This is a genomic window from Paenibacillus sp. OAE614 (genome assembly GCF_040546645.1).
GTDB classification, from domain to species: Bacteria; Bacillota; Bacilli; order Paenibacillales; family Paenibacillaceae; genus Paenibacillus_AQ; species Paenibacillus_AQ favisporus.
This window is the reverse complement of sequence record NZ_JBEPOD010000001.1, coordinates 5,799,685-5,820,023: the sequence shown is the minus strand read 5'-3', so window position 1 is coordinate 5,820,023 and position 20,339 is coordinate 5,799,685. Positions and strand designations below refer to the sequence as shown.

The window sequence follows — 20,339 nt, the reverse complement described above, 5'->3', positions numbered from 1 at the left end:
TCGTTGCCTAAACCTATAATGGAGAGTGACATAGAAGGAATAAAATAACAGATTGATAGATGAATAGAAAAACAAGGAGAGGTCTATGTGTACCATGTGAAAAAAATGTGGATGTTATTTCTGTGTTTGATCATTATAGCGGGGGCGCTTCCTTTAACAACAATCAATGAAGCGTCCGCCAGTGATGAAGCAGCCGCTGTCCAGGCGGCGGGGAGCGTGAACACGCCAGCCAACGACGAAGCGGTTAGTTTGGCCGAATCCCCCTCTCAGGGAACGAGCGAATCTGACACGGAACCGCTAACGGCTACCGTTGTGGTGGCCAAGGATAAGCTGGGGATCGGTCAGACTTCAACGGTAACGATCACGTTCTCGAGAGCGGTGACTGGTTTCGATCTATCCAACCTGAAGGCACAAAACGGTGAATTAAGCGATCCTAGAACAGGAGACAACATCACCTACACAGCGACACTGAAGCCGACTTCAGGTATCAACGCGACGAACAATGTCATAACCTTCGACTTAGCAGGTGTGACAGATACCGCAGGCAACCCGGGAACGGGAACAATCGCCTCTAACCCCTATGAGTTAGATTCAGATCGCCCAACAGCCACGATTGCGATTGCCAATTCCAAACTAATGGCCGGCCAGACTACAACCGTGACGTTTACGTTCTCGGAAGATGTGACCGGATTTTCGAATGCTGACCTGACGGTGGCTAACGGCACATTAAGTAACCTCAGTTCGAGTGACGGGGGCAAGACTTGGGCGGCGACCCTGACGCCGGCCTCGGGTATACAGAATAACACCAATATCATCACGCTTGATTATACAGGAGTGGCGGATCTCGCCGGCAATGTGGGTGTAGGAACTATCAATTCCGCCAACTACGAGATTGATACTGTACGCCCAACGGCCACCATTGTGGTTGCCGACAATGAGCTAAAGTCAGGCGAAACTTCACTTGTGACTATCACTTTCTCGGAGGCGGTGTCAGACTTCAGCTTATCCAGCCTGACGGCGAGTAACGGGTCACTAAGCCATCTCATTATGGTCGAAGGAGGAACGACTTGGACCGTTACGCTGACGCCTAACGCCAACGTTAATGCAGCTGACAATTTCGTTACGCTCGACAACAGCAAGGTGCATAATGCGGCCGGCAATTCATTGGGGGAGGGAGTGACAAAATCCAATCCCTATACTGTCGATACGGTGCTGCCATCTGCGGCATTGAGCCATTTGACCATATCGAGCGGCACATTAAGCCCTGCTTTTGTACCCGAAACGACAAGCTATACCGCCAATGTTCCTTATGCTGTATCCAGCATAAAAGTAAACGCGACAATGAAGGATAACAGCGCCACGATGACCGTGAACGGAAGTCCGGTAGCCAGCGGGCAACCAAGTCAAGATATTTCATTAAACGTAGGTGTAAACCCCATTACGATCATTGTAACTGCCAAGGATTTGTCGACCAAGAACTATACGATCTCCGTAACACGTGCTAATCGCGAGACAAATGAGGGCGGCAGCAGCGACAATGGTAGCAGTGGTAGTGGCAGCAGCAACGGTGGCAGTGTTGGCAGTGGAAGTGTAAGCAGCGGCTGTTCAACAACACCGGTAATTCCGAGCGATAACAAAATAATCTCTACGGATGGTCAATTAACCCTTCCTCCAGATAAAGCGGGAGAGGTTCGTTTAGGAGATGCCATCACGATCTCTGTTCCAGCATGCGCGACAAAGCAAGAAGTGAAATTAAAGATCGAAAAAGTACCGGACACTCATCAATTTATAACTCATAATGAAGTTTTCCTTAGCCCGGTATTTGAGCTTTCAAAAAATGTACCGGTATACTTCGACAAACCGGTAACACTAACTTTTGCATTCGACCCGGCAAGCTTGAAAAGCAATCAAACGGCGGCTGTTTTTTATTATGATGAAGCGAAGAAAATTTGGATCATGGTTCCGGCCGGCAGGGTACAGGAAAACCGCATTGCTGTCACTGTCGATCACTTCACAAAGTTTGCAGTACTCGCCATTGATCAAACAACCGGGTTAACCGTCATCAGCAACCCGGCGGAATTTAGCGATATATCCGGACACTGGGCGGAAGCCAGCATCAAGCAGGCGGCAAGCACCGGAATCGTCACCGGTTATCCTGACGGCACGTTTAAACCGGGCAAGACGGTCACCCGCGCAGAGTTCGCGGTAATGCTCGTAAATACGCTAGGCATCAAAAAGCCAGGAGCTGAGCTGACCTTTATCGATTCAGCCAGTATCGGAGCCTGGGCACACCATGCGGTCGCACAAGTGGTGCAGCTAGGCATGATGAAAGGATACGAAAACGGTACTTTCCGTCCGAGCGAAGAAATCACACGCGCTGAGATAGCCGTCACCATTACCAATGCTGTGGGCCAGATCAGCAAGGACACTCCGGAAGCAGGGTTCGCGGATGACGGCGAAATTCCAGATTGGGCCAAAGGCAGCGCTGAATTTCTGAAGCAAACCGGAATTATGCAAGGGAAAGACGGCAACCGATTCGCTCCCCAAGAAGCTGCTACAAGAGCTGAGGCTGTGACGGTTCTGCTGAATATGTTCGTACTCGAGGGTAGATGAAATTTTAACCCTATGAACGATTGATGTCATGAAGAAGGCTTCCGGCATAAAACGCTGGGGGCCTTTTTTTGTGACGATTTGAAAAAAGATATTCTATCAGAAGGTAACATGCTAAAAGTTTGTAAAAGTTACCCGAAGAGGAGCCGGTCGATACCCAGGTATTTACGCCTGATTTTCGCCCGGCTTTTTCTCGTTATTTAGTGGGAATTTTAATTTCAACATAGGAAAAAAGGGTACGGGAAGAAAGTCGTATCCCACAAAAACGGTTTAACGCTGATTCGCTCCTAAGGAAAGGGATATTCCACAGATGGTGGAGACTGGAAAAAGCGCATCATTTCGGGGCAGGCGAGAATTTGTACCTTTGGAAAGAGGAGTAGCTGAGCATCAGTTTCGAGTTTTTTCGACGACTAGGAATGATTCCTCATTTTCGGGAAACCGCATTGACTGATTAAAAGCGCATTCATATACTTGAGCCTAAATTTGGATTTGTTAGTTATTTTAACAAAGTAAGGTGGTGGATGACATCGTGATCGGTAGGGGGAAAACCGGGAACGCCAAATTCGTCAAGCAGATGAACCGGGAAGGCATATTGCATCAGCTCCGGCAGGAGCCCCGCTTGTCACGAGCCGAACTGGCAGTAAAAACGAAGCTTAGCCGTCCTTGTGTCTCGGCCTTGGTGGAAGAGATGATTCATGAAGGACTCATTCGTGAGGTGGGTACAGGAGAATCCAGAGGGGGGCGCAGGCCGATCCTGTTGGAATACAATGTGCAGGCGTATGCGGTCGTAGGCGCCGTGTTTGAAGGCAGCGAGCTTGAAATGGCGGTAGCCGATATGAAGGGCGAGCTGATCGCCCAAATGCATACGCGTTTGAAGCAGCCGGTGGATGGGGAATCCGCGCTTCAGGCGCTCGAGGAGACGCTGGTACGTCTGCTGGATATGAGCGGGACGGACCGGGGCCGGGTGATCGGAATCGGCGTTGGGCTTCCGGGCATTACGCAGCGCCGAAGCGGCACCGTCAGCCATGCTCCAAGCACGGGCTGGATGGACCTCCCCGTAGGCAGGGAGATTGAAGAGCGCCTTCAGCTGCCGGTGGTGCTGGATAATGACGTCAACATGATGACGCAGGGCGAATTTTTCGGCGGGGCCGGGTCTGGCGTATCCAGCCTGGTGTATATGTACGTCGGAACCGGAATCGGCGCCGGCATTATCCTTGACAAGCAGCTGTACCGCGGAAGCAAGGAGGCCTCCGGAGAAATCGGGTATATGCGGATCGGTGACTCGCCGGGAAGACGCAAAGGCGAATTCGGCGTGTTCGAGAAAAATTTCTCGGTGAACGGCATACACGGTAAAGCGAGGGCGCTTGGGCTTGAGGTCGACGCGGAGACGAGCATTCTCCGGCAGTTAATCCAGCTGAGCGAGGAAGGCAGCTCGCAGGCGGAGGGACTGCTGAATGACGTGTATCACGGCTGGGCTTCGGGAATCGCCAATACGGTGAGCGTGCTCGATCCTGAGATGCTTGTCTTGAGCGGCGAGATGGTCCATTTGAACGAAGCCGGACTGAACCGGATCCGCGAGCTGCTGCTGGATTGGGTGCCGGTGATGCCGGAAATCCGCTTGGCGGCGCTGCGAGAGCGCGCGGGGCTCATGGGTGCGGTGCACAGCGTGCTTGAAGCGCATTCGTACGCATCCAGGTAGTTAACATTTTGAATTATAAGATTAGCTCAACATCCTAATGAGTACTTAATCATGGGCAGAGTAGCGGAGGGGCCGGAATCGATCTGGAGAAGCGACAGCGGTCGCCTTTGTGATCGAATTTCTACCTTGTTGAAAAAAGGTGAATCAAGAAATTTGGGAACAACAGCGATCGGAAGAATGATCCGGAACCGCAGCGGCCACCCTGCACCATACTAACAACTAATCATTTCAATGTTGAGCCTAAAATTAGGGGGATTAACAATGGCAAAGAAATGGTTCAAGCTCGGCATGATGTCCATCGCTCTGACAATGACGGTCGGTCTGACCGCTTGCGGCGGCGGAGACAAGGAACAGGCCGCCTCCGGTGAAGCGGGCGGGGACAAGGGATCACAGAAGCTCGTCATCTACACCGCCCGCGACAAAAACGTCGTTGAGCAGATTCTGCCGAAGTTCGAGGAGTTGAACCCGGATATCGACGTTGAAGTGATGACGATGGGCGCCCAGCAGATCATGGAGCGGGTGCGGGGCGAGAAGGCCAACCCGCAGGCTGACTTCTGGTGGGGCGGCACGCAGTCCTCTTTTATCACGGCGGCGAATGAAGGGCTGCTGGAATCGTATAAGCCGAGCTATGCGGACAGCATTCCGGCCGAATACAAAGACGAGCAGGACCGCTGGTACGGGGAAATGCTGCTGCCCGAGGTCATCATGTACAACTCCGAGGCGGTGAAGAAAGAGGATGCCCCGAAGGATTGGGATGATTTGCTCGATCCGAAATGGAAGGATCAAATTCTGATCCGCGGCGTCATGGCGTCCGGCACGATGAGAACGATCTATGATGCCATGATATACCGCCAAGATCCCGCGAATCCGGAAAAAGGCTACGAGTGGCTGAAAAAGCTCGATGCCAACACGAAAGAATATACGCAGGACCCGACCCAATTGTATTTGAAGCTGGCCCGTCAGGAAGGAAAGCTGTCGCTGTGGAACCTGCAGGACATTCTGATCCAGAAGGAACTGCAAAAGCAGCCGTTTGACTACATCTATCCGACCAGCGGTGCACCGATATTGGTGGATGGCGTCGGCATTATCAAGGGTGCCAAAAACCTGGACGCGGCGAAGAAGTTCTTTGATTTTATTTTTGATGAAGGCCAGCTTAAGGAAAAGGCGGACAAGCTGTTCCAGATTCCAACCCGGACCGATATCGACAAAAGCCAGTTCCCGGACTGGTACAAAAACCTCGATACCAAGCCGCTGGACCTGGATTGGACAGTCCTGGCGGATAAAGAGAAGGAATGGATGCAGTATTGGGATGAGAATATCAAAGGCAAGGGCGGCAAATAACGGAAATGCAGCTTTCAAGGTGAACAAGGGCTGGGATAGGGACAGCCCGCCCGGGCCTGCCTGCAGTATGATGAATATCTCCATTTCAAGCATACGGCTTGATGTGTAAAGTTCTGCAGCGATATAAATTAAATCAAAGAATACGATGCAGGCAAGGGAGTAAAATGATTCCGAAGAAGCGGAGCGTTCGCATTTGGCTTTCGGATTTCTACCGTAAGGGTCCATTACAATTAGGAAATCCGAAAACAAGAGCGATCATAGGAACAGTTTACGTACTTGCCCCCATCATCCATTCGATAGTTAAACTTTGGAACGGTACCAAGGGACGCTTTTTGCATGAAGTCGATCAAGCTTGCATCTGAACATGAATGACTTGAAGGAGGACGAATGATGATCGGAGTCACGCTGGACCGCGTCAGCAAAACATTCGGTGGGGCCAAGGGTGTGGAGGAAGTTGACGTACATATCAATCCAGGCGAGTTTTTTACCTTTCTGGGTCCGAGCGGCTGCGGCAAAACGACCACTTTGCGCATGATCGCCGGTTTCTATTACCCCAGCGACGGACGAATCTTGTTCGGTGAGCATAATGTCACCAACATGCCGCCCAATAAGCGCAACACGGGCATGGTATTTCAAAACTACGCTTTATTTCCGCATATGACCGTGTTCGAGAATATTGCTTTCGGTCTTCAGGTCCGGAAACAGGGAAAAGCTGAAATTAACGAGAAGGTCACGCGCGCCCAAAAGCTGGTGCATCTCGACGGCTACGGGCAGCGCCGCATCGATCAATTGTCCGGCGGGCAGCAGCAGCGGGTTGCGCTCGCTCGTGCACTGGTGATCGAGCCGAATATCCTTCTGCTCGATGAGCCCTTGTCCAATCTCGATGCCAAGCTGCGGGAAGAGACACGGCAGGAAATCAAGCGGCTTCAGCTGGAACTGGGCATTACTACGATTTACGTTACGCATGATCAATCGGAAGCGATGTCCATGTCGGACCGGATCATGGTCATGAAAGATGGCGTCGTGCAGCAGATCGGCACGCCGCATGAAATTTACAACCGCCCGGTCAACCGTTTCGTCGCTTCGTTTATCGGGGAGTCCAATCTGTGGGAAGGCACGGTGGAGCGGCTGGAAGGCGGGATGGTAGACGTTCGGCTTGCACCGGATTTACGGCTGACCGGCCTCGCCAAAAACGCCTCGCCCGAATGCAAGCTGGCGGTGGGACAGAAGGTTACATTGTCGGTACGCCCGGAGGCTGTTCGGGAGGCCGCCGCGTCCGAACGCGGTGAGGCCAATACGATGGCTGTGAAGGTATTGCTGTCGGAATTCACCGGAATCAGTGTGAATTATATTGCTCAGGCCGGACCGTTGTCCGTGAAGGCGATGTTTGTCGGGCAGGGGCACCGGATGAGGGAGCGGGACGAGGAAGTGTTGTTTACCGTGGCGCCGGACAGCATTTATTTTTTGGAATAGGGGGTGACCCGAAGCGATGAACAAACCTCAGCCTCAATTGGCACCGCCGTCTATTCGCCCAAGCAGCCGCTGGAATTCGCTGACGAGATCGCCGCATTTTGTATATGTGCTGATTGCGCCGTTATTTCTTATCCTACTGGCATATGTCATCTATCCGTTCTTCCAGACGTTCCGGCAGAGTTTGCAGTTGGACGGCGGCTTTTCATTCCAAAACTACTCCCGTTTCTTCAGTCTGGAACATACGGCGAATCTGGAGGCCCTGTGGACGAGCGTATACATTTCGGTACTCAGCGTGATCACCTGCGGCATCGTGGGGGTGGCTATGGCATTTCTGCTCGAAAGGTACGAGTTCCCCGGCCGCAAGCTCTTGTCGGTGCTTGTCCTCGTGCCGATGGCGCTGCCGCCATTGATCGGGGTGTTATCTTTTGAATTTTTGTACGGTTCCAGCGGTATTATTCCGCGGGGACTGCAGCATCTGCTTCATCTGGACAAGCCGCCTTTTACGCTAAAAGGGATTTGGGGCGTGCTGGTGGTCCATACGTTTACGATGTACACCTATTTCTATATGACGGCGTCTTCGGCGATCAAGGGGCTTGATCCGTCGCTTGAGGAAGCCGCAGCGAATCTGGGGGCGAACCGGTTCACCATCTGGCGGCGGGTGATTCTGCCCATGCTGACGCCGGCCATCGTTGCGGCATCGCTGCTGGTCTTTATGATCTCGATGGCGTCGTACACCGCGCCGCTCATCTTCGGCATTGAACGGACGATGACGATGCAGATTTATCTGTCCCGCACCAACGGCGACTTGGATATGGCGGCGACGCAATCGACGCTGCTGTCCGTCGTGTCCATTCTGTTTCTCATTCTGATGCGTTGGTACCAAGGCGCGCGGAACTACCAGAACATGAGCAAAGGCGTCAGCGTTCACCGGACCGAGGTGAAAAGCAAAACGGGCAGAAACATCGCGATGGTGCTTTCTTTCATCGGGGTGCTCGTGCTGATGCTGCCGATCCTCGTGATCGTGCTGCTCGCTTTTTCCGAAGACGGGAAGTGGACGACCCAAGTGCTGCCGCCGTCTTATACGCTGGACCATTTCAAGGATCTCTTCACCGACAGCAAAACATGGCGTCCCATCGCCAACAGCTTCAAAATCAGCATCGCAGCGACGATCGGCAACCTGCTGTTCGGCGTCGCAGCCGCCTATGCCATCGTGCGCATGAACTTTAAAGGGAAGACGCTGCTCGATATTCTGATCATGCTGCCTTGGGCGCTTCCGGGCACGGTCGTGGCCGTGAACCTCATTACGGCGTTCAGCGAGCCCAATGCGTTTTCCTTTGGACAGGTGCTGATCGGGAGCTTCTGGATTTTGCCGCTGGCTTATTTCGTCCGGCATCTGCCGCTGATCTTCCGTTCGACCTCGTCCACGCTGATGCAAACCGACCGCTCGGTGGAGGAGGCGGCGCGAAATTTGGGAGCGTCCTGGTGGTACACCTTCCGCCGCGTCGTGTTTCCGATGGCGCTGAGCGGCATCCTGGCGGGCACGTTGCTTGCGCTTGTGGAAGGCATCGGCGAGTTCGTCGCCTCGATTCTGCTGTATACCAACAAGACGACACCGATCTCGGTCGAAATTTTTCAGCGGATGTACGCCTTTGAATTCGGAACCGCCTGCGCGTACGGCGTGCTGCAAATCGTCATGATTATTCTCGTGCTTTACGTTTCCCGGAGGCTGACCGGCGGCAATGCCGGCTCCGCGATTTGACGATCCATTTTCCTGAACCTGAAGCGGTAAAAGAACACCTTTTTTCATTACGCGGCGACCTGTCCAATACAAGCCGATTGCGATAATGATACAGGCAGGCAGCGGCATTTGCCGATGCAGGCCAACACTCACGCTTGAAGGAGGAGAAGTAACTTGAGTCAACGTGAACTGAGTAAGAAACGCAGGGCAAAAAAATGGATGGCGGCATCGATGAGCCTGGTGATGGCAGGAACGCTTGCTTTTCAGGCCGGTCCTGGAAAGGCATCTGCTGACAGGGGGGTGGTCGATTTATGGAAAGCCATCAAGCCCCTCACCACTATTGCCAGCGCGATGAATACGGGGGCTCACCCGGATGATGAGCATAGTGCGACACTCGCGTATCTTTCGCTTGGACTCGGCGTGGATACATACAGTGTCATCGCCAACCGCGGAGAAGGCGGGCAGAACGAAATCGGCAGCGAGCTGGGCAACGCCCTCGGGATCATCCGTACGCGGGAGCTGCAGGAAGCCTCGAAGATTACCAATGTGACGCTGGCGAACCTGAGCCAGAAGCTGGACGATCCGATCTATGATTTCGGATTCTCCAAAAGCCCGGACGAAACGTTGGAAAAATGGGGCGAGGACGTCGCTTATGAACGGCTGATCCGCCAAATCCGGGAGAAACGTCCGGATGTGCTGATTCCGGCGTTCCTGAACGAGCCTTCGACGCACGGGCATCACCGCGCGATCAACGTGCTGACCGTACGTGCCTTCAAGGATGCGGGCAATCCGCAGGTGTTCCCGGAGCAGCTGAAGGAAGGGCTGCAGCCTTGGCAGCCGAAGAAGCTTTTTGTACCAGCAACGGATAAGGCATACGATGTCTCTTTGCCGGTCAATGAATACAATGAGCTGTACGGCGCTTCCTATGCCCAGCTCGGAGAAGAATCCCGCTATATGCATAAGAGCCAGGGCATGGGCAGACAAGTGGACGAAGGCCAAGGAACGGCCTATTACACACTGCAGGCATCGGCGGACGGCAAGAAGGCGGACGAGAAGCCGGCTGCGTCGTTGTTCGGCGGAATCGCCTTTACGTTCGACGATCTGGCCAAAGAAATAGATGTCAAAGGAAAGAACAACAAAGTCGCCAAGCAGCTGAACACGCTGCAAAAGGACGCTAACGAAGTGATTGCGGCTTATCCCGCATTTGCAAAAGTGGCCCGCGAAGTCCATGAGATGAAAGCGGATGTTCAAACGGCCGTGGAGCTTGTCAAGTCATCATCTTTAGATTCATCGGCGAAAAATGATCTGCTGCATCGCTTGGAAGTGAAGGAAAGACAGCTCAATAAAGCCAGCCAGGAGGCGACTTCCGTCGTCGTCAAGGTGAAGCCGGAGACCGGTGAACTTATTCCGGGGCAAACGACGAAGGTGACGGTAACGGCCTTTAACGGCGGAGACGTGAATGTCGGCAAGGTCAGCCTGAAGCTGAATGTTCCCGAAGGCTGGAATGCGAAAGCGTCAGGAGCGGTGACCTTCGCCAAGCTGGACAAAAACAAGACGGTCCAAACCGAATTTGAGGTTACCGTGCCGAAACAGGTGGAGGACTTCAATCCTTATGCGCTTCCGCTGATTTCCGCGGATATCGGGTATGAGGCGTTCGGAACGGCGGCAACGCTGCATGCGGTTCCGGATAATGCGGTAGCCGTGCTGCCGCCGGTTGCGCTGTCCCTAAGTCCGGAAGCGGCGGTTCTGAATACGCTGAAACCGGGAGACGCTGTACCGGTCAAGGTGACCGCGACGAATTATGCGCCAGGCGCGGAGAAGACGAAAGTTTCGCTGAAAACGCCGGAGGGATGGACGGTAGAGCCCGCGGTGCAGGAATTGAGCTTCGCGGCCAAATACGAAACCAAGACGGCTGAATTTACGGTCAAGGCGCCTGAGGGCGTGAAGGCGGGAAGCTACAGCTTGTCTGCTGTATCGAGCGATGGAACGCTGGACAGCAGCAGAACGGTACAGGTTATTCAGTATCCGCATATCGGCAAAACCTATTATGTTAAGCCGGCCAACCTGGCCATTCAAGCGTTCGATCTGAAGGTGCCGGAGGGATTGAAGGTCGGCTATGTGTCCAGCGGGTTTGATAACATCGATCAGGTGCTGCGCCAGGTGGGCATTAATGTGACGAATCTGGATGCCAAAACGATTCAGTTCGGCGATCTGTCGCAGTACGATACGATTGTGCTCGGCATTCGGGCCTATGCGTTCCGGCCGGAACTGATTCCTAGCAATCAGCGTCTGCTCGACTACGCCAAAAATGGCGGCAACCTGGTGGTCCAGTATCACAAGCCGGAAGACAAATGGTCGCCGGACCTCGCTCCGTATCCGATCAAGATTGGCGCGCCGCTGATCGAATGGCGCGTCACGGACGAAAACTCCAAGGTGACGATGCTTGCGCCGGATCATCCGATCTTTAACACGCCGAATAAGATTACATCGGCCGACTGGGAGAACTGGATCCAGGACCGCTCCGCCTACAACCCGTCCGAATGGGGCAAGGAGTACACGGAGCTGATCTCGAACGGCGATCCCGGTGAGAAAGAGTTTAAGGGCACGTTCCTCACAGCCCCTTATGGGAAAGGGAATTACACGTACAGCTCCATTGTCTGGTACCGCGAAATGCCAAGCCTTGTTCCAGGCTCGATTCGCATGTTCGTGAACATGATCAGCCTGAAGCAAGAAGGGACGGTTTCCACCGGAACCACTCCCCAAAAGTAATGGATGATCGGGCCGGAATGTAGGATGAATCGTTGAAGGATTTAGCTTGAAAGGGGATGGCGCGGAGCGATAGGCTTCGCGCCGGACCCTGGATTTTTCAAACGGATAAAGGCTTTGGCTGTGTACATAAAACAAACCATGGAGGGGACTGGGCAACATGAGGAATCGGGAACAGATTTTGGAGCGGGAAGGCGGACATTTTCCGGGGCGTACCTATACGGAAGCCGTGCTCGAGCCTGCCTTCGATGAAGCGAAGAACAGCTTGCTCGGGGCGATGATGGCGATCAACAAAGCGCATTTGATCATGCTGAAGGAGCAGGGACTCGTAAGCGGGGAAGAAGCCCTCCAAATCGCGTCGGCCATCCGCGGCCTTGATCTGGAGGGGCTGCGCCAAGCGGAATATACGGGACAATTCGAGGACCTGTTCTTTCAGGTTGAGCATGAGCTGCATGCAGCGGCCGGAGACATTGCCGACAATCTGCATCTGGCCCGCAGCCGCAATGATATGGGCATCGCGATTTACCGGATCGTGCTGCGGGAGAAGCTGCTCGTAACGCTTCGCGGAGCCCTTGCACTCAAGAGCCAGCTGCTTTCGTTTGCAGAGGAACATAAGGGCACGATCATGATCGGATACACGCATACGCAGCAGGCGCAGCCGACGACATTGGCCCACTATATTCTGGCGATGGCCGACTCGCTGGACCGCGACATCCGCCGGCTGCAGGCGGCTTATGCCAACTGCAACCGAAGCAGCATGGGAGCGGCGGCACTGACCACATCCGGCTTCGCCATCAGCAGGGAGCGGGTGAAGGAGCTGCTCGGCTTCGACGAGCTGATCTATAACTCCTACGACGCGATTGGCGGTGCCGATTACGTCGGCGAGATGATGACGGCCGTGCAGCTGGCCGCGATTAACCTGGGCAGGTCGTCGCAGGATTTCCTGCTGTGGTGCACGCAGGAATTCGGCATGCTGCGCGTGGCCGATCCTTACGTGCAGATCAGCTCGATCATGCCGCAGAAAAGAAATCCGGTATCGTTCGAGCATATGCGTGCGCTTCTCTCCAGCTGCGTAGGCAATACCCAAACCGTGCTGACCATGATGCACAACACGCCATTCGGCGATATCGTCGATACCGAAGACGACATGCAGCCTTATGCCTGGAAGGCGCTGAAGGTGCTGGAGCGGATGTACCGTCTGCTCTCCTGCGTCATCGGCACCGTGGACGTCAATAAGGAGGTGCTGCGGAAGCGGACCGAGGGCAGCTTTGCCACCGTGACCGAGCTTGCAGATACGCTGGTGCGCTCCGACCGTTTGTCATTCCGCAGCTCCCATCATATCGTAAGCCGTCTCGTGAAGCGTGCCGTCGCCGATGGACTTGCCGCGAACCAAATTACGCTGGATCTGGTCAATGAAATCGCGCTGCAGGTCATCGGTCGGAAGCTCTTGCTGACGGAGGAGCAGCTGCGAATGGCGCTGGATCCGGTTCATTTCGTGGATATCCGTACACTCCCCGGTGGGCCGGCTCCTTCGGAAATTCAAAGCGTGATCACGAAGCGGAAAGGGGCCCAGCAGACTCAGGAGCAATGGCTGAACGCAGCCCGCAAACAGGCGGAAGGAGCCTTGAAGAACCTGGATGACATCCTGGCCGGCTGGAGCGGCAGCCGATGAACATGGCAACCATTCCTCTGCTGGCCGTAGACGGCGGGGGGACGAAGTGTTTGGCCGTGCTTGCGGATGCCGAGGGCCGGGTGCTGGCGAGCGGGCGTGCGGGATCATGCAACTACCAGGGAGTAGGGCGCGAAGCCGCGGCGCTTGAGCTTACACGTGCGATCAAGAAAGCCAAGAGGCAGCTGGCGGATCTGGATGTTCAAGGGATTACGCGGTCTGCGTTTGACGGAGATGCTGCTCCTCTCCCTTCTCAGGCCGAAGATCCTTCACCTGCCGTAACAGTAGAGTCACCGCTGCATGTTGCCTGCGCGGTGTTCGGCCTCGCCGGCCTGGATACTGACTATGACCGTCAGGTGATTGAGGAGCTTGTCCATGAAGCGCTTCGAAACACGCAGGTGCAGGCCGACCGCATCATCGTGGAGAATGATGGCGTGGCCGCTCTACTAGGTGCCACGGGCGGCGCCCCCGGCATCCTGATCATCGCCGGTACCGGCTCAATCGTGTACGGGATCAATGCGAGCGGGGAAAGCGCCCGTGCCGGCGGCTGGGGCCACCGTGTCGGCGATGAAGGCAGCGGCTATTGGATCGGTAAGCAGGCCATCACCGCCGCACTGCGTGGATATGACGGAAGGAGTGGCGCCACGGCGCTGACGGGTAAGCTGCTGCATCATCTGAAGCTGCATACGGAAGAAGAACTGTTCAACTGGGCCTATTCCGCTGAATACAGCGTGGAGAAAACAGCCGGGCTCAGCAAGCTCGTGAGTGAAGCGGAGCAAGAGGGAGACGCGTCTGCACGCATCATTCTCGAGGCTGCTGCCGACGAGTTGTTTCTAGGGGCCCGGGCCGTGATCGAAAGAATCGGATTGGCTGAAGCGGAAGAGCCATTTGCCCTGATTTTGCAGGGAGGCGTGCTGCAGAATATTCCGCTTGTGCGAAGCCGATTGGCGGAACGAATCCGTTCCATTTCGCCTCTGGCCAGCGTTGACGAGGCAAAGATGGAGCCGATTTACGGGGTGATTGCGCAGGGGATGCGGCTGCTCTAGACAGCCGGGGAACGATCTGTCCCCTACCCTTCAATAAAAACCAATGGCTTAGCTTGAAGCGCCTTTGCTAATGCAGTCACTGTTAGCATAGAAGGCGCTTTTTCCCCGTCTCTAGTTCACCGACGCTCCGCTTACTGCAATCCATACTTTGTCGATCGTCAATAAAAGACTGAGGCCCGGAATAGAGCGTTCAGTCTTTTTTCGTAAATGCTGCGCCCCTCGCAGTCGGGCCAACCACGTTAGCCGAGTTAGTCCGTGTGTGCGACGGCTCTGATTTCGATCAGCTGCTCGGGAGAAGCCAGATATGTTACGCCGATGCAGCTGCCGGCCGGCCTGTGTTGTCCGATGTATTCCTTGAACAGCCGAATGCAAAGGTCGAAGTGCTCTTGCGCGTTTGTCAGATAGATCTCAACATAAGCCAGGTTCGACTTTGTGACACCGAATCCCGCCAGTACTCGATCCAGATTTTCCAGCGTCTGCCGGGTCTGTGCCTCGATATCTCCCTCGCCAACAAACGCTCCCTCTGTATCGTGGGAAAATTGTCCCGAAATGTAAATCGTGCCGTTGACGCTATAGCCCTGGGTGATGCCGTGATCCCAAAGATCGTGATTGTAGGTTTTCACTGTAGTCATTTTTTTCTCTCCTTTACTTCAAAGTAAGGCAAGTATAAGATGAGAAAAAATAAAAATATAGTACGCACTTTATTGATAGGTACTATCAGAAAGGGTAGTGCAAATATGAGTATGGCTGAGTATAAAGGCAAAGTTAAAAATGTTCAGGATACACCTTTTGGATACACATTATCTGTTATTGGCGGCAAATGGAAAATGGTGATTATCTACCTCCTGGCAGAAAATCAACCGGTTCGCTTTAATGATCTGAAGAGACAGATCGGGGCGATTACTTTTAAAACATTGAGTTCACAACTTAAAGAATTAGAAGCGGATGGGATGGTGAAACGGAAAGAGTATCCTCAGGTTCCTCCAAAAGTCGAGTACAGTCTTACAGAGAAAGCGGAGACACTCTTACCCGTTTTGGAAGGGTTATGCGAGTGGGGAGTAAAAAACCAACCGAAGACATGAGCGGCTTTCAATTAACGGGAAACGTTAGTTCAACGCCGGCAGCATTGTTATAAATCGTAAATATCCATTGGAGGAAAAATACGGAATGAAGCTTTCGGATGATGATTTGGTAATTCGCCTGCATGAACGGTCTGATACAGCAAACATTGTATCCATGATCAATCGTGACCCATTTCATATGTTGAACGGGCTAACGGCCGAAGCGTTTGAGCAGGATTTAGATGAACCCGGGGAACGAATTCGGGATAACACGTTCGTTGTTGAGCTTGGACAGACAACCGTCGGTTATTTTTCATTATGTTTCGTGGAACGGACTACACACATTTCCGTGTATTGTTACGGGACGGTGGACGTGGATTGGCGCAGGCGAGGCATTGGTACGGCAATGTTTAAGTTCATTTTCGCTCGACTGGAAGCAATCGCAAGGCAAGAGGCAAAACAAATCCACTTTATTCATCGTGCACTCACGAGCATTTCTGGAGAAACCACTCTTGGTTCCAATTTTGGAATGCAGGAGCAAAACAGCCTGGGTATTTTGTGCTTAAACGACCTAAACCACATCAAAGTTTCGAGCCCTCCATCAGAATTTGAATTCCGTCCCCCTACGCTAGAAAATGCTCCAATTTGGGCAGAGATATATAACAATGCATTTGGTGGTAGCAAAACGGTCGAGAGTGTCATTCACGAATTTCAGGGAACTGGTTTTTTACAAAACCTGTATATGCTATGTGAAAATAAAACGGGGACAGCGGTTGGCCTCCTCTGCGCTACACTTCGAGAAATTCACGCCAGAATACCGACCCTTGCAGTAAAGCGTGAATGGCACAGACGGGGCATTGGGGAAGCGATGCTATCCGAAATACTGCAAAGGCTTCAGGTTTCAGGTGCAGTTGATGTTCGGTTAAGCGTAGACAGTAGAAACGATGCGGCTAAAGGGCTCTATACAAAATTTGGTTTTCAGGAGGAATATCAAAGAATTCATTATGAAGCGATCTTCTCACCGTAGCAGATTACCCGTCACGGTCAAGGAGTGGAGGACGCGCCTCCACCGCTTAACCAAAGAATAGGTGCAGCATTATCCTTGGATGGCTTAAATTAGCAATCCATAATAAACGGACTGAATTGAAATGCTGTAAAGTGTAGTCAATGGAAGCACATCACATCAACAATAGGAGAACTGAAAATGAGAAAACTTGTTTTATTTTTGCATTCATCGCTTGACGGATTTGTAGAAGGGCCAAACGGCGAAATGGACATTGGCTGGGTTTCCTACGATGCTGATTTGGAGAAACTCGCGAAAGAAATTCTGAGTACTGCCGACACTGTCATTTGGGGACGTGGGACTTATCAGATGATGCACAGTTACTGGCCATCCGTGCCATCGAACCCATCAGCTTCGCAGCATGAACTGGATCATGCCGAGTGGATCGAAAAGACAAATAAAATCGTTTTTTCCACAACGCTGGAGAAAGTCGAGTGGAACAATTCCAGACTGGTGAAAAATAATGTAAAAGAAGAGATCATGAACCTTAAACAGCAGCCAGGAAGAGATATGGTCATCCTCGGCAGCCCTAGGTTCGCGCATTACCTTATGGAGCTTGATTTAATTGATGAGTATAAGATTACGGTTTCTCCAGTCCTGATCGGCAGCGGGTTACCGTTATTCCAAGGCATCAAAGAGAAGATCAATCTTAAACTTATCGAAAACAAAACTTTTGATTCTGGGGCCATTGGTCTCTTTTACCAGGCGGTTAGATGACGTTGCTTTCGCAGATTAGAATGCGTAGATGAAGAAAATAGCTCAATCAGACAGAACGGCAGCCGGCGAAATTGCTCGGCTGCCGTCGTTCCATAAACGGGCAGTTAAACATGAATAAAACAGGCACCATGAGTGCATGTTTGCCTATTCTGAACGAACTAAACATGTAGAGTTATGTGTCATTGATTATTATGAAAAACCGAGGTGATGATTGTGGAAGAGTTACTTTCACGAATGAAACATATACACGGAAGGATGATTGACGGAAGGCATCATTTCTGGGACGTGGAGAAACTATGGGAGTTATCCAAGAACTTACCCGTTCATACAATCAAGATTGATTCAATAAAGGAACTGGATCAGGATTGTTGGTTTAAAGATAGCAGGAGGACCCCAATTCCAACGATACGCAATGTTGCGCTTCATTGTCAGCGGATTATCAACGCCAACATGGAGTACCCCATATTATTATGTTCAGACGGACAATTAATTGATGGGGGACATCGAATTGCAAAAGCATTATTGGATGAAAAAAGTGAAATTGACGCCGTGTATATTACATTGCCGGCGGCGGACGTGATTCAATGAAGAAATTCTATAAGCGAAAATCCTTGACCTACAGTTAACTCTAGGCCTTATACTTCAACTAAACATGAAAAGAATCGCAGAAGATCTAACGAAGACTAGGAAAGGAGACTGGAGAAAAAGATGTGAGATGCATCATCGGCATGTCTGGAAAATGATCTTAGAAAATAGAAACCATACTAGAATTGGAGATTCAATTCATAATGAGCAAAAATAATGCAGGGAATGTTTTCGGCCTGGCTTTGCTGCTGGGTTTATTTTCGACGTTAGGCCCGTTTACGATTGATATGTATTTACCGGCATTTCCTGAAATCGCACAGAATTTCAATACGAGCGCGTCACTCGTCCAGTTTAGCCTGACGGCTTGTTTGCTTGGATTAGGCATAGGTCAGCTCGTTATGGGCTCGCTAAGCGATGTGTATGGCCGGCGGAATCCGCTGCTGATTTCCATGGCCGTGTATATCATCTCCTCGTTGGCTTGCGCATTCGCGCCCAATATTGGCTTGCTAATCCTGTTCCGATTCGCCCAAGGGTTTTCCGCTTCCGCGGGAATCGTCATCTCGCGAGCCATAGCCCGCGACCTGTACAGCGGTCACGAACTTACTAAATTTTTCTCTTTGCTGCTGCTCGTAGGTAATTTGGGTCCGCTTGCTGCACCGATTGCAGGCAGCGGCATTCTTTCGTTCACAACGTGGATCGGCGTGTTCATCGCGCTGTCTTTGCTGGGTATTTACTTGTGGGCGATGACAAAGTGGCGCTTGAAAGAGACGCTCCCAACGGAAAGACGCGAGAAACCCAACTTCGCGAACCAGCTGCGCAGCTACGGAATGCTCTTGCGTGACCGCCAGTTCGTCGGCTACATGCTGGCACAGGGAATTATGATCGCGGGTGTCTTTGCTTATGTTTCAGGAACACCTTTTATTTATCAAAATATTTATGGCGTCACACCGGCCGTTTTCGCTTTGCTTTTCGGATCCAATGGCATCAGCTTGATTATAGGCTCACAATTGGTCGGGCGGATGGCGCATCGCATATCTGAACAGGCTTTTCTGCTGTTTGGCCTATGGGTAGCCTTATCGGCGAGCATCGTCGTTTTAGTGGTCGCTGTATTCCATGGTCCGCTGTTCGCCTTGGTCATCCCGCTGTTTTTCTTTGTTTGCTCCATAGGCATTACATCCACTGCGGCATTTCCGCTTGCCATGGAAAGACAGGCCAATATGGCGGGCAGTGCTGCCGCACTTCTGGGGGTCATCCCTTTTCTGTTAGGTGCGGTGGTTGCTCCTATGGTTGGGATTGCCGGTGAAAATACCGCCGTTCCGCTAGGCCTGATTATTTTAGCGACGAGCACGGCAGCCATGCTCGCTTATTTCGGACTGGTAAGAAAAGCTCCGCGTGCATCACAACAAGCTCAAATCCGAGCCTGATTTTTAGATCAGACTTAGTTAGTAAAGCTAACGGAGAACAATAGCTCACAAACAACACAACAGCAGCCGGCAATTAGCCGGCTGCTGTATTTGTACTTTAAGACCAACCGCGGAGAACCTTATCACAAGTAACGCCAGGTTTTTATTGTGCAACTCGAATCAAATATACGAAGATCGCCGGTGCTATGATCGAAGGGAAAGGAGGGAGGACTTCCATGTACGAATGGAACGAAATGGTCCAGCTTATGGTGGATTGGATCGAAGCCAATATAACGGAGAGTTCGTCTTTATTGAAGATGTCGGAGCAGTTAGGCTATTCCCCTTATTATTGTTCCAGGCAGTTCAACCAATTGACCGGGACAACACTACGGGATTACGTCTGGACTCGAAGAATCAGTCGAGCCGCCTTGGAGCTCCGTGACACGGACCAGCGGGTTCTGGATATTGCTTTAAAGTACGGGTTTTCATCACAAGAGGCGTTCACACGTGCGTTCAACAAAGCTTTTCAGCTCACCCCCGCAGCCTACCAAAAAGCTCCCCGCCCTATTAAGCTGGCTATTCGTCAGGAGGTATTCTCGCCTTACCATTATTTGATCAAGGAGCGGGATAAGATGAGCAAGGTGCATTTGCAACCAGCGGAGATCAAAGTCGAGTTCATTCCGGCGCACAAATTTATCGGGATTTGGGACCTTTCCGCAGCAAATTTTGGGGAATTCTGGGAAAGGGGACATTCTTGTGACGAGATCAGCGGTACGCTGGAGAGTATGTCCAATCACACCCTCCCTGGACAACAGGGTCAGACGGCGGGATGGTTTTACCAAAATGGTCAAAAGGGGTACCTATATGGAATCCCTGTTTCACTGGAGTACGAGGGGCCCATTCCGGAAGGGATGGAGTGCAGGGAAATTCCGGAATCGGAGTATTTGGTCTTTTTTCACCCGCCTTTCGACTATTTGAAGGATAATGGCGCTGTGATGAGAACCGTTGAAGAAGTGGCGTGGAACTTCGACCCCACAGGTATGGGCTACGAATGGGATGAAGGGATCAAACAGGACTACCAACGGCATTACCCAGAGGGATATGGTTATGCTGTGCTGCGGCCGGTAAAAAAGGTATAGCCGATTATGTAATAACGTAGCGTAAGACC

Annotated in this window: 15 protein-coding genes; 14 read left to right on the top strand and 1 reads right to left on the bottom strand. The window is 52.2% G+C overall.

What is annotated here, in order from left to right; all coding sequences use genetic code 11:
• Positions 1 to 87: 87 nt before the first annotated feature.
• From ABIE48_RS26745 to ABIE48_RS26710, 8 genes are all read left to right on the top strand, one after another.
• A complete protein-coding gene (locus tag ABIE48_RS26745; protein WP_192717115.1) occupies positions 88 to 2,613 on the top strand; it encodes an Ig-like domain-containing protein in 2,526 nt (841 codons plus the stop codon).
• A gap of 526 nt (positions 2,614 to 3,139) precedes the next feature.
• Entirely contained in the window at positions 3,140 to 4,309 is a 1,170-nt protein-coding gene (locus tag ABIE48_RS26740) for an ROK family transcriptional regulator (RefSeq protein WP_192717114.1), read from the top strand.
• Positions 4,310 to 4,570: 261 nt separating this feature from the next.
• Positions 4,571 to 5,650, top strand: a complete 1,080-nt coding sequence (locus ABIE48_RS26735) for an extracellular solute-binding protein (RefSeq protein ID WP_089548848.1) — start codon at positions 4,571 to 4,573, stop codon at positions 5,648 to 5,650.
• Positions 5,651 to 6,040: 390 nt separating this feature from the next.
• Positions 6,041 to 7,123 carry an ABC transporter ATP-binding protein gene (locus tag ABIE48_RS26730; RefSeq protein ID WP_192717113.1) on the top strand — a complete coding sequence of 361 codons (1,083 nt, stop codon included), beginning with the start codon at positions 6,041 to 6,043 and terminating at the stop codon, positions 7,121 to 7,123.
• A 16-nt stretch (positions 7,124 to 7,139) separates the two neighbouring features.
• On the top strand, positions 7,140 to 8,882 hold the full coding sequence (locus tag ABIE48_RS26725; RefSeq protein ID WP_192717112.1) for an ABC transporter permease: 1,743 nt from the start codon (positions 7,140 to 7,142) through the stop codon (positions 8,880 to 8,882).
• A 210-nt stretch (positions 8,883 to 9,092) separates the two neighbouring features.
• Positions 9,093 to 11,630 carry an NEW3 domain-containing protein gene (locus ABIE48_RS26720; RefSeq protein WP_354520717.1) on the top strand — a complete coding sequence of 846 codons (2,538 nt, stop codon included), beginning with the start codon at positions 9,093 to 9,095 and terminating at the stop codon, positions 11,628 to 11,630.
• Positions 11,631 to 11,787: 157 nt separating this feature from the next.
• A complete protein-coding gene (gene argH, locus ABIE48_RS26715; protein ID WP_192717111.1) occupies positions 11,788 to 13,299 on the top strand; it encodes an argininosuccinate lyase in 1,512 nt (503 codons plus the stop codon).
• The gene (locus ABIE48_RS26710; RefSeq protein WP_192717110.1) at positions 13,296 to 14,342 is read left to right on the top strand and encodes an N-acetylglucosamine kinase; all 1,047 of its coding nucleotides are present in this window, start codon (positions 13,296 to 13,298) and stop codon (positions 14,340 to 14,342) included. Before argH ends, ABIE48_RS26710 begins: the two co-directional genes overlap by 4 nt.
• A 248-nt stretch (positions 14,343 to 14,590) precedes the next feature.
• On the opposite strand, the gene ABIE48_RS26705 is transcribed toward ABIE48_RS26710, so the two are convergent.
• Complete coding sequence (locus ABIE48_RS26705; protein ID WP_145028532.1) at positions 14,591 to 14,974, bottom strand: RidA family protein; 384 nt, start codon at positions 14,972 to 14,974, stop codon at positions 14,591 to 14,593.
• Positions 14,975 to 15,079: 105 nt separating this feature from the next.
• On the opposite strand from ABIE48_RS26705, the gene ABIE48_RS26700 reads away from it, so the two are divergent.
• The 6 genes from ABIE48_RS26700 (at position 15,080) to ABIE48_RS26675 (ending at position 20,310) form a co-directional block, all read left to right on the top strand.
• Positions 15,080 to 15,424: a winged helix-turn-helix transcriptional regulator gene (locus ABIE48_RS26700; RefSeq protein WP_192717224.1), complete on the top strand. Its 345-nt coding sequence runs from the start codon at positions 15,080 to 15,082 to the stop codon at positions 15,422 to 15,424.
• A gap of 85 nt (positions 15,425 to 15,509) precedes the next feature.
• Positions 15,510 to 16,430, top strand: coding sequence for a GNAT family N-acetyltransferase (locus ABIE48_RS26695; protein WP_354519978.1), 921 nt, complete (start codon positions 15,510 to 15,512; stop codon positions 16,428 to 16,430).
• 177 nt (positions 16,431 to 16,607) lie between these two features.
• The gene (locus ABIE48_RS26690; protein ID WP_145028539.1) at positions 16,608 to 17,183 is read left to right on the top strand and encodes a dihydrofolate reductase family protein; all 576 of its coding nucleotides are present in this window, start codon (positions 16,608 to 16,610) and stop codon (positions 17,181 to 17,183) included.
• A 213-nt stretch (positions 17,184 to 17,396) separates the two neighbouring features.
• Positions 17,397 to 17,771: a hypothetical protein gene (locus ABIE48_RS26685; protein WP_354519976.1), complete on the top strand. Its 375-nt coding sequence runs from the start codon at positions 17,397 to 17,399 to the stop codon at positions 17,769 to 17,771.
• 200 nt (positions 17,772 to 17,971) lie between these two features.
• Complete coding sequence (locus tag ABIE48_RS26680) at positions 17,972 to 19,192, top strand: multidrug effflux MFS transporter (RefSeq protein ID WP_145141166.1); 1,221 nt, start codon at positions 17,972 to 17,974, stop codon at positions 19,190 to 19,192.
• A 215-nt stretch (positions 19,193 to 19,407) separates the two neighbouring features.
• Positions 19,408 to 20,310: a helix-turn-helix domain-containing protein gene (locus tag ABIE48_RS26675; RefSeq protein ID WP_192717107.1), complete on the top strand. Its 903-nt coding sequence runs from the start codon at positions 19,408 to 19,410 to the stop codon at positions 20,308 to 20,310.
• Positions 20,311 to 20,339: the final 29 nt, after the last annotated feature.

Excerpts from the sequence above, each read along its gene's own strand:
- ABIE48_RS26735 (WP_089548848.1), top strand. The coding sequence starts at position 4,571 with ATGGCAAAGAAATGGTTCAAGCTCGGCATGATGTCCATCGCTCTGACA.
- ABIE48_RS26725 (WP_192717112.1), top strand. The coding sequence starts at position 7,140 with ATGAACAAACCTCAGCCTCAATTGGCACCGCCGTCTATTCGCCCAAGC.
- ABIE48_RS26700 (WP_192717224.1), top strand. The coding sequence starts at position 15,080 with ATGAGTATGGCTGAGTATAAAGGCAAAGTTAAAAATGTTCAGGATACA.
- ABIE48_RS26705 (WP_145028532.1), bottom strand. The coding sequence starts at position 14,974 with ATGACTACAGTGAAAACCTACAATCACGATCTTTGGGATCACGGCATC.
- ABIE48_RS26680 (WP_145141166.1), top strand. The coding sequence starts at position 17,972 with ATGAGCAAAAATAATGCAGGGAATGTTTTCGGCCTGGCTTTGCTGCTG.
- ABIE48_RS26695 (WP_354519978.1), top strand. The coding sequence starts at position 15,510 with ATGAAGCTTTCGGATGATGATTTGGTAATTCGCCTGCATGAACGGTCT.
- ABIE48_RS26730 (WP_192717113.1), top strand. The coding sequence starts at position 6,041 with ATGATCGGAGTCACGCTGGACCGCGTCAGCAAAACATTCGGTGGGGCC.
- ABIE48_RS26710 (WP_192717110.1), top strand. The coding sequence starts at position 13,296 with ATGAACATGGCAACCATTCCTCTGCTGGCCGTAGACGGCGGGGGGACG.
- ABIE48_RS26690 (WP_145028539.1), top strand. The coding sequence starts at position 16,608 with ATGAGAAAACTTGTTTTATTTTTGCATTCATCGCTTGACGGATTTGTA.
- argH (WP_192717111.1), top strand. The coding sequence starts at position 11,788 with ATGAGGAATCGGGAACAGATTTTGGAGCGGGAAGGCGGACATTTTCCG.
- ABIE48_RS26675 (WP_192717107.1), top strand. The coding sequence starts at position 19,408 with ATGTACGAATGGAACGAAATGGTCCAGCTTATGGTGGATTGGATCGAA.
- ABIE48_RS26720 (WP_354520717.1), top strand. The coding sequence starts at position 9,093 with ATGAGCCTGGTGATGGCAGGAACGCTTGCTTTTCAGGCCGGTCCTGGA.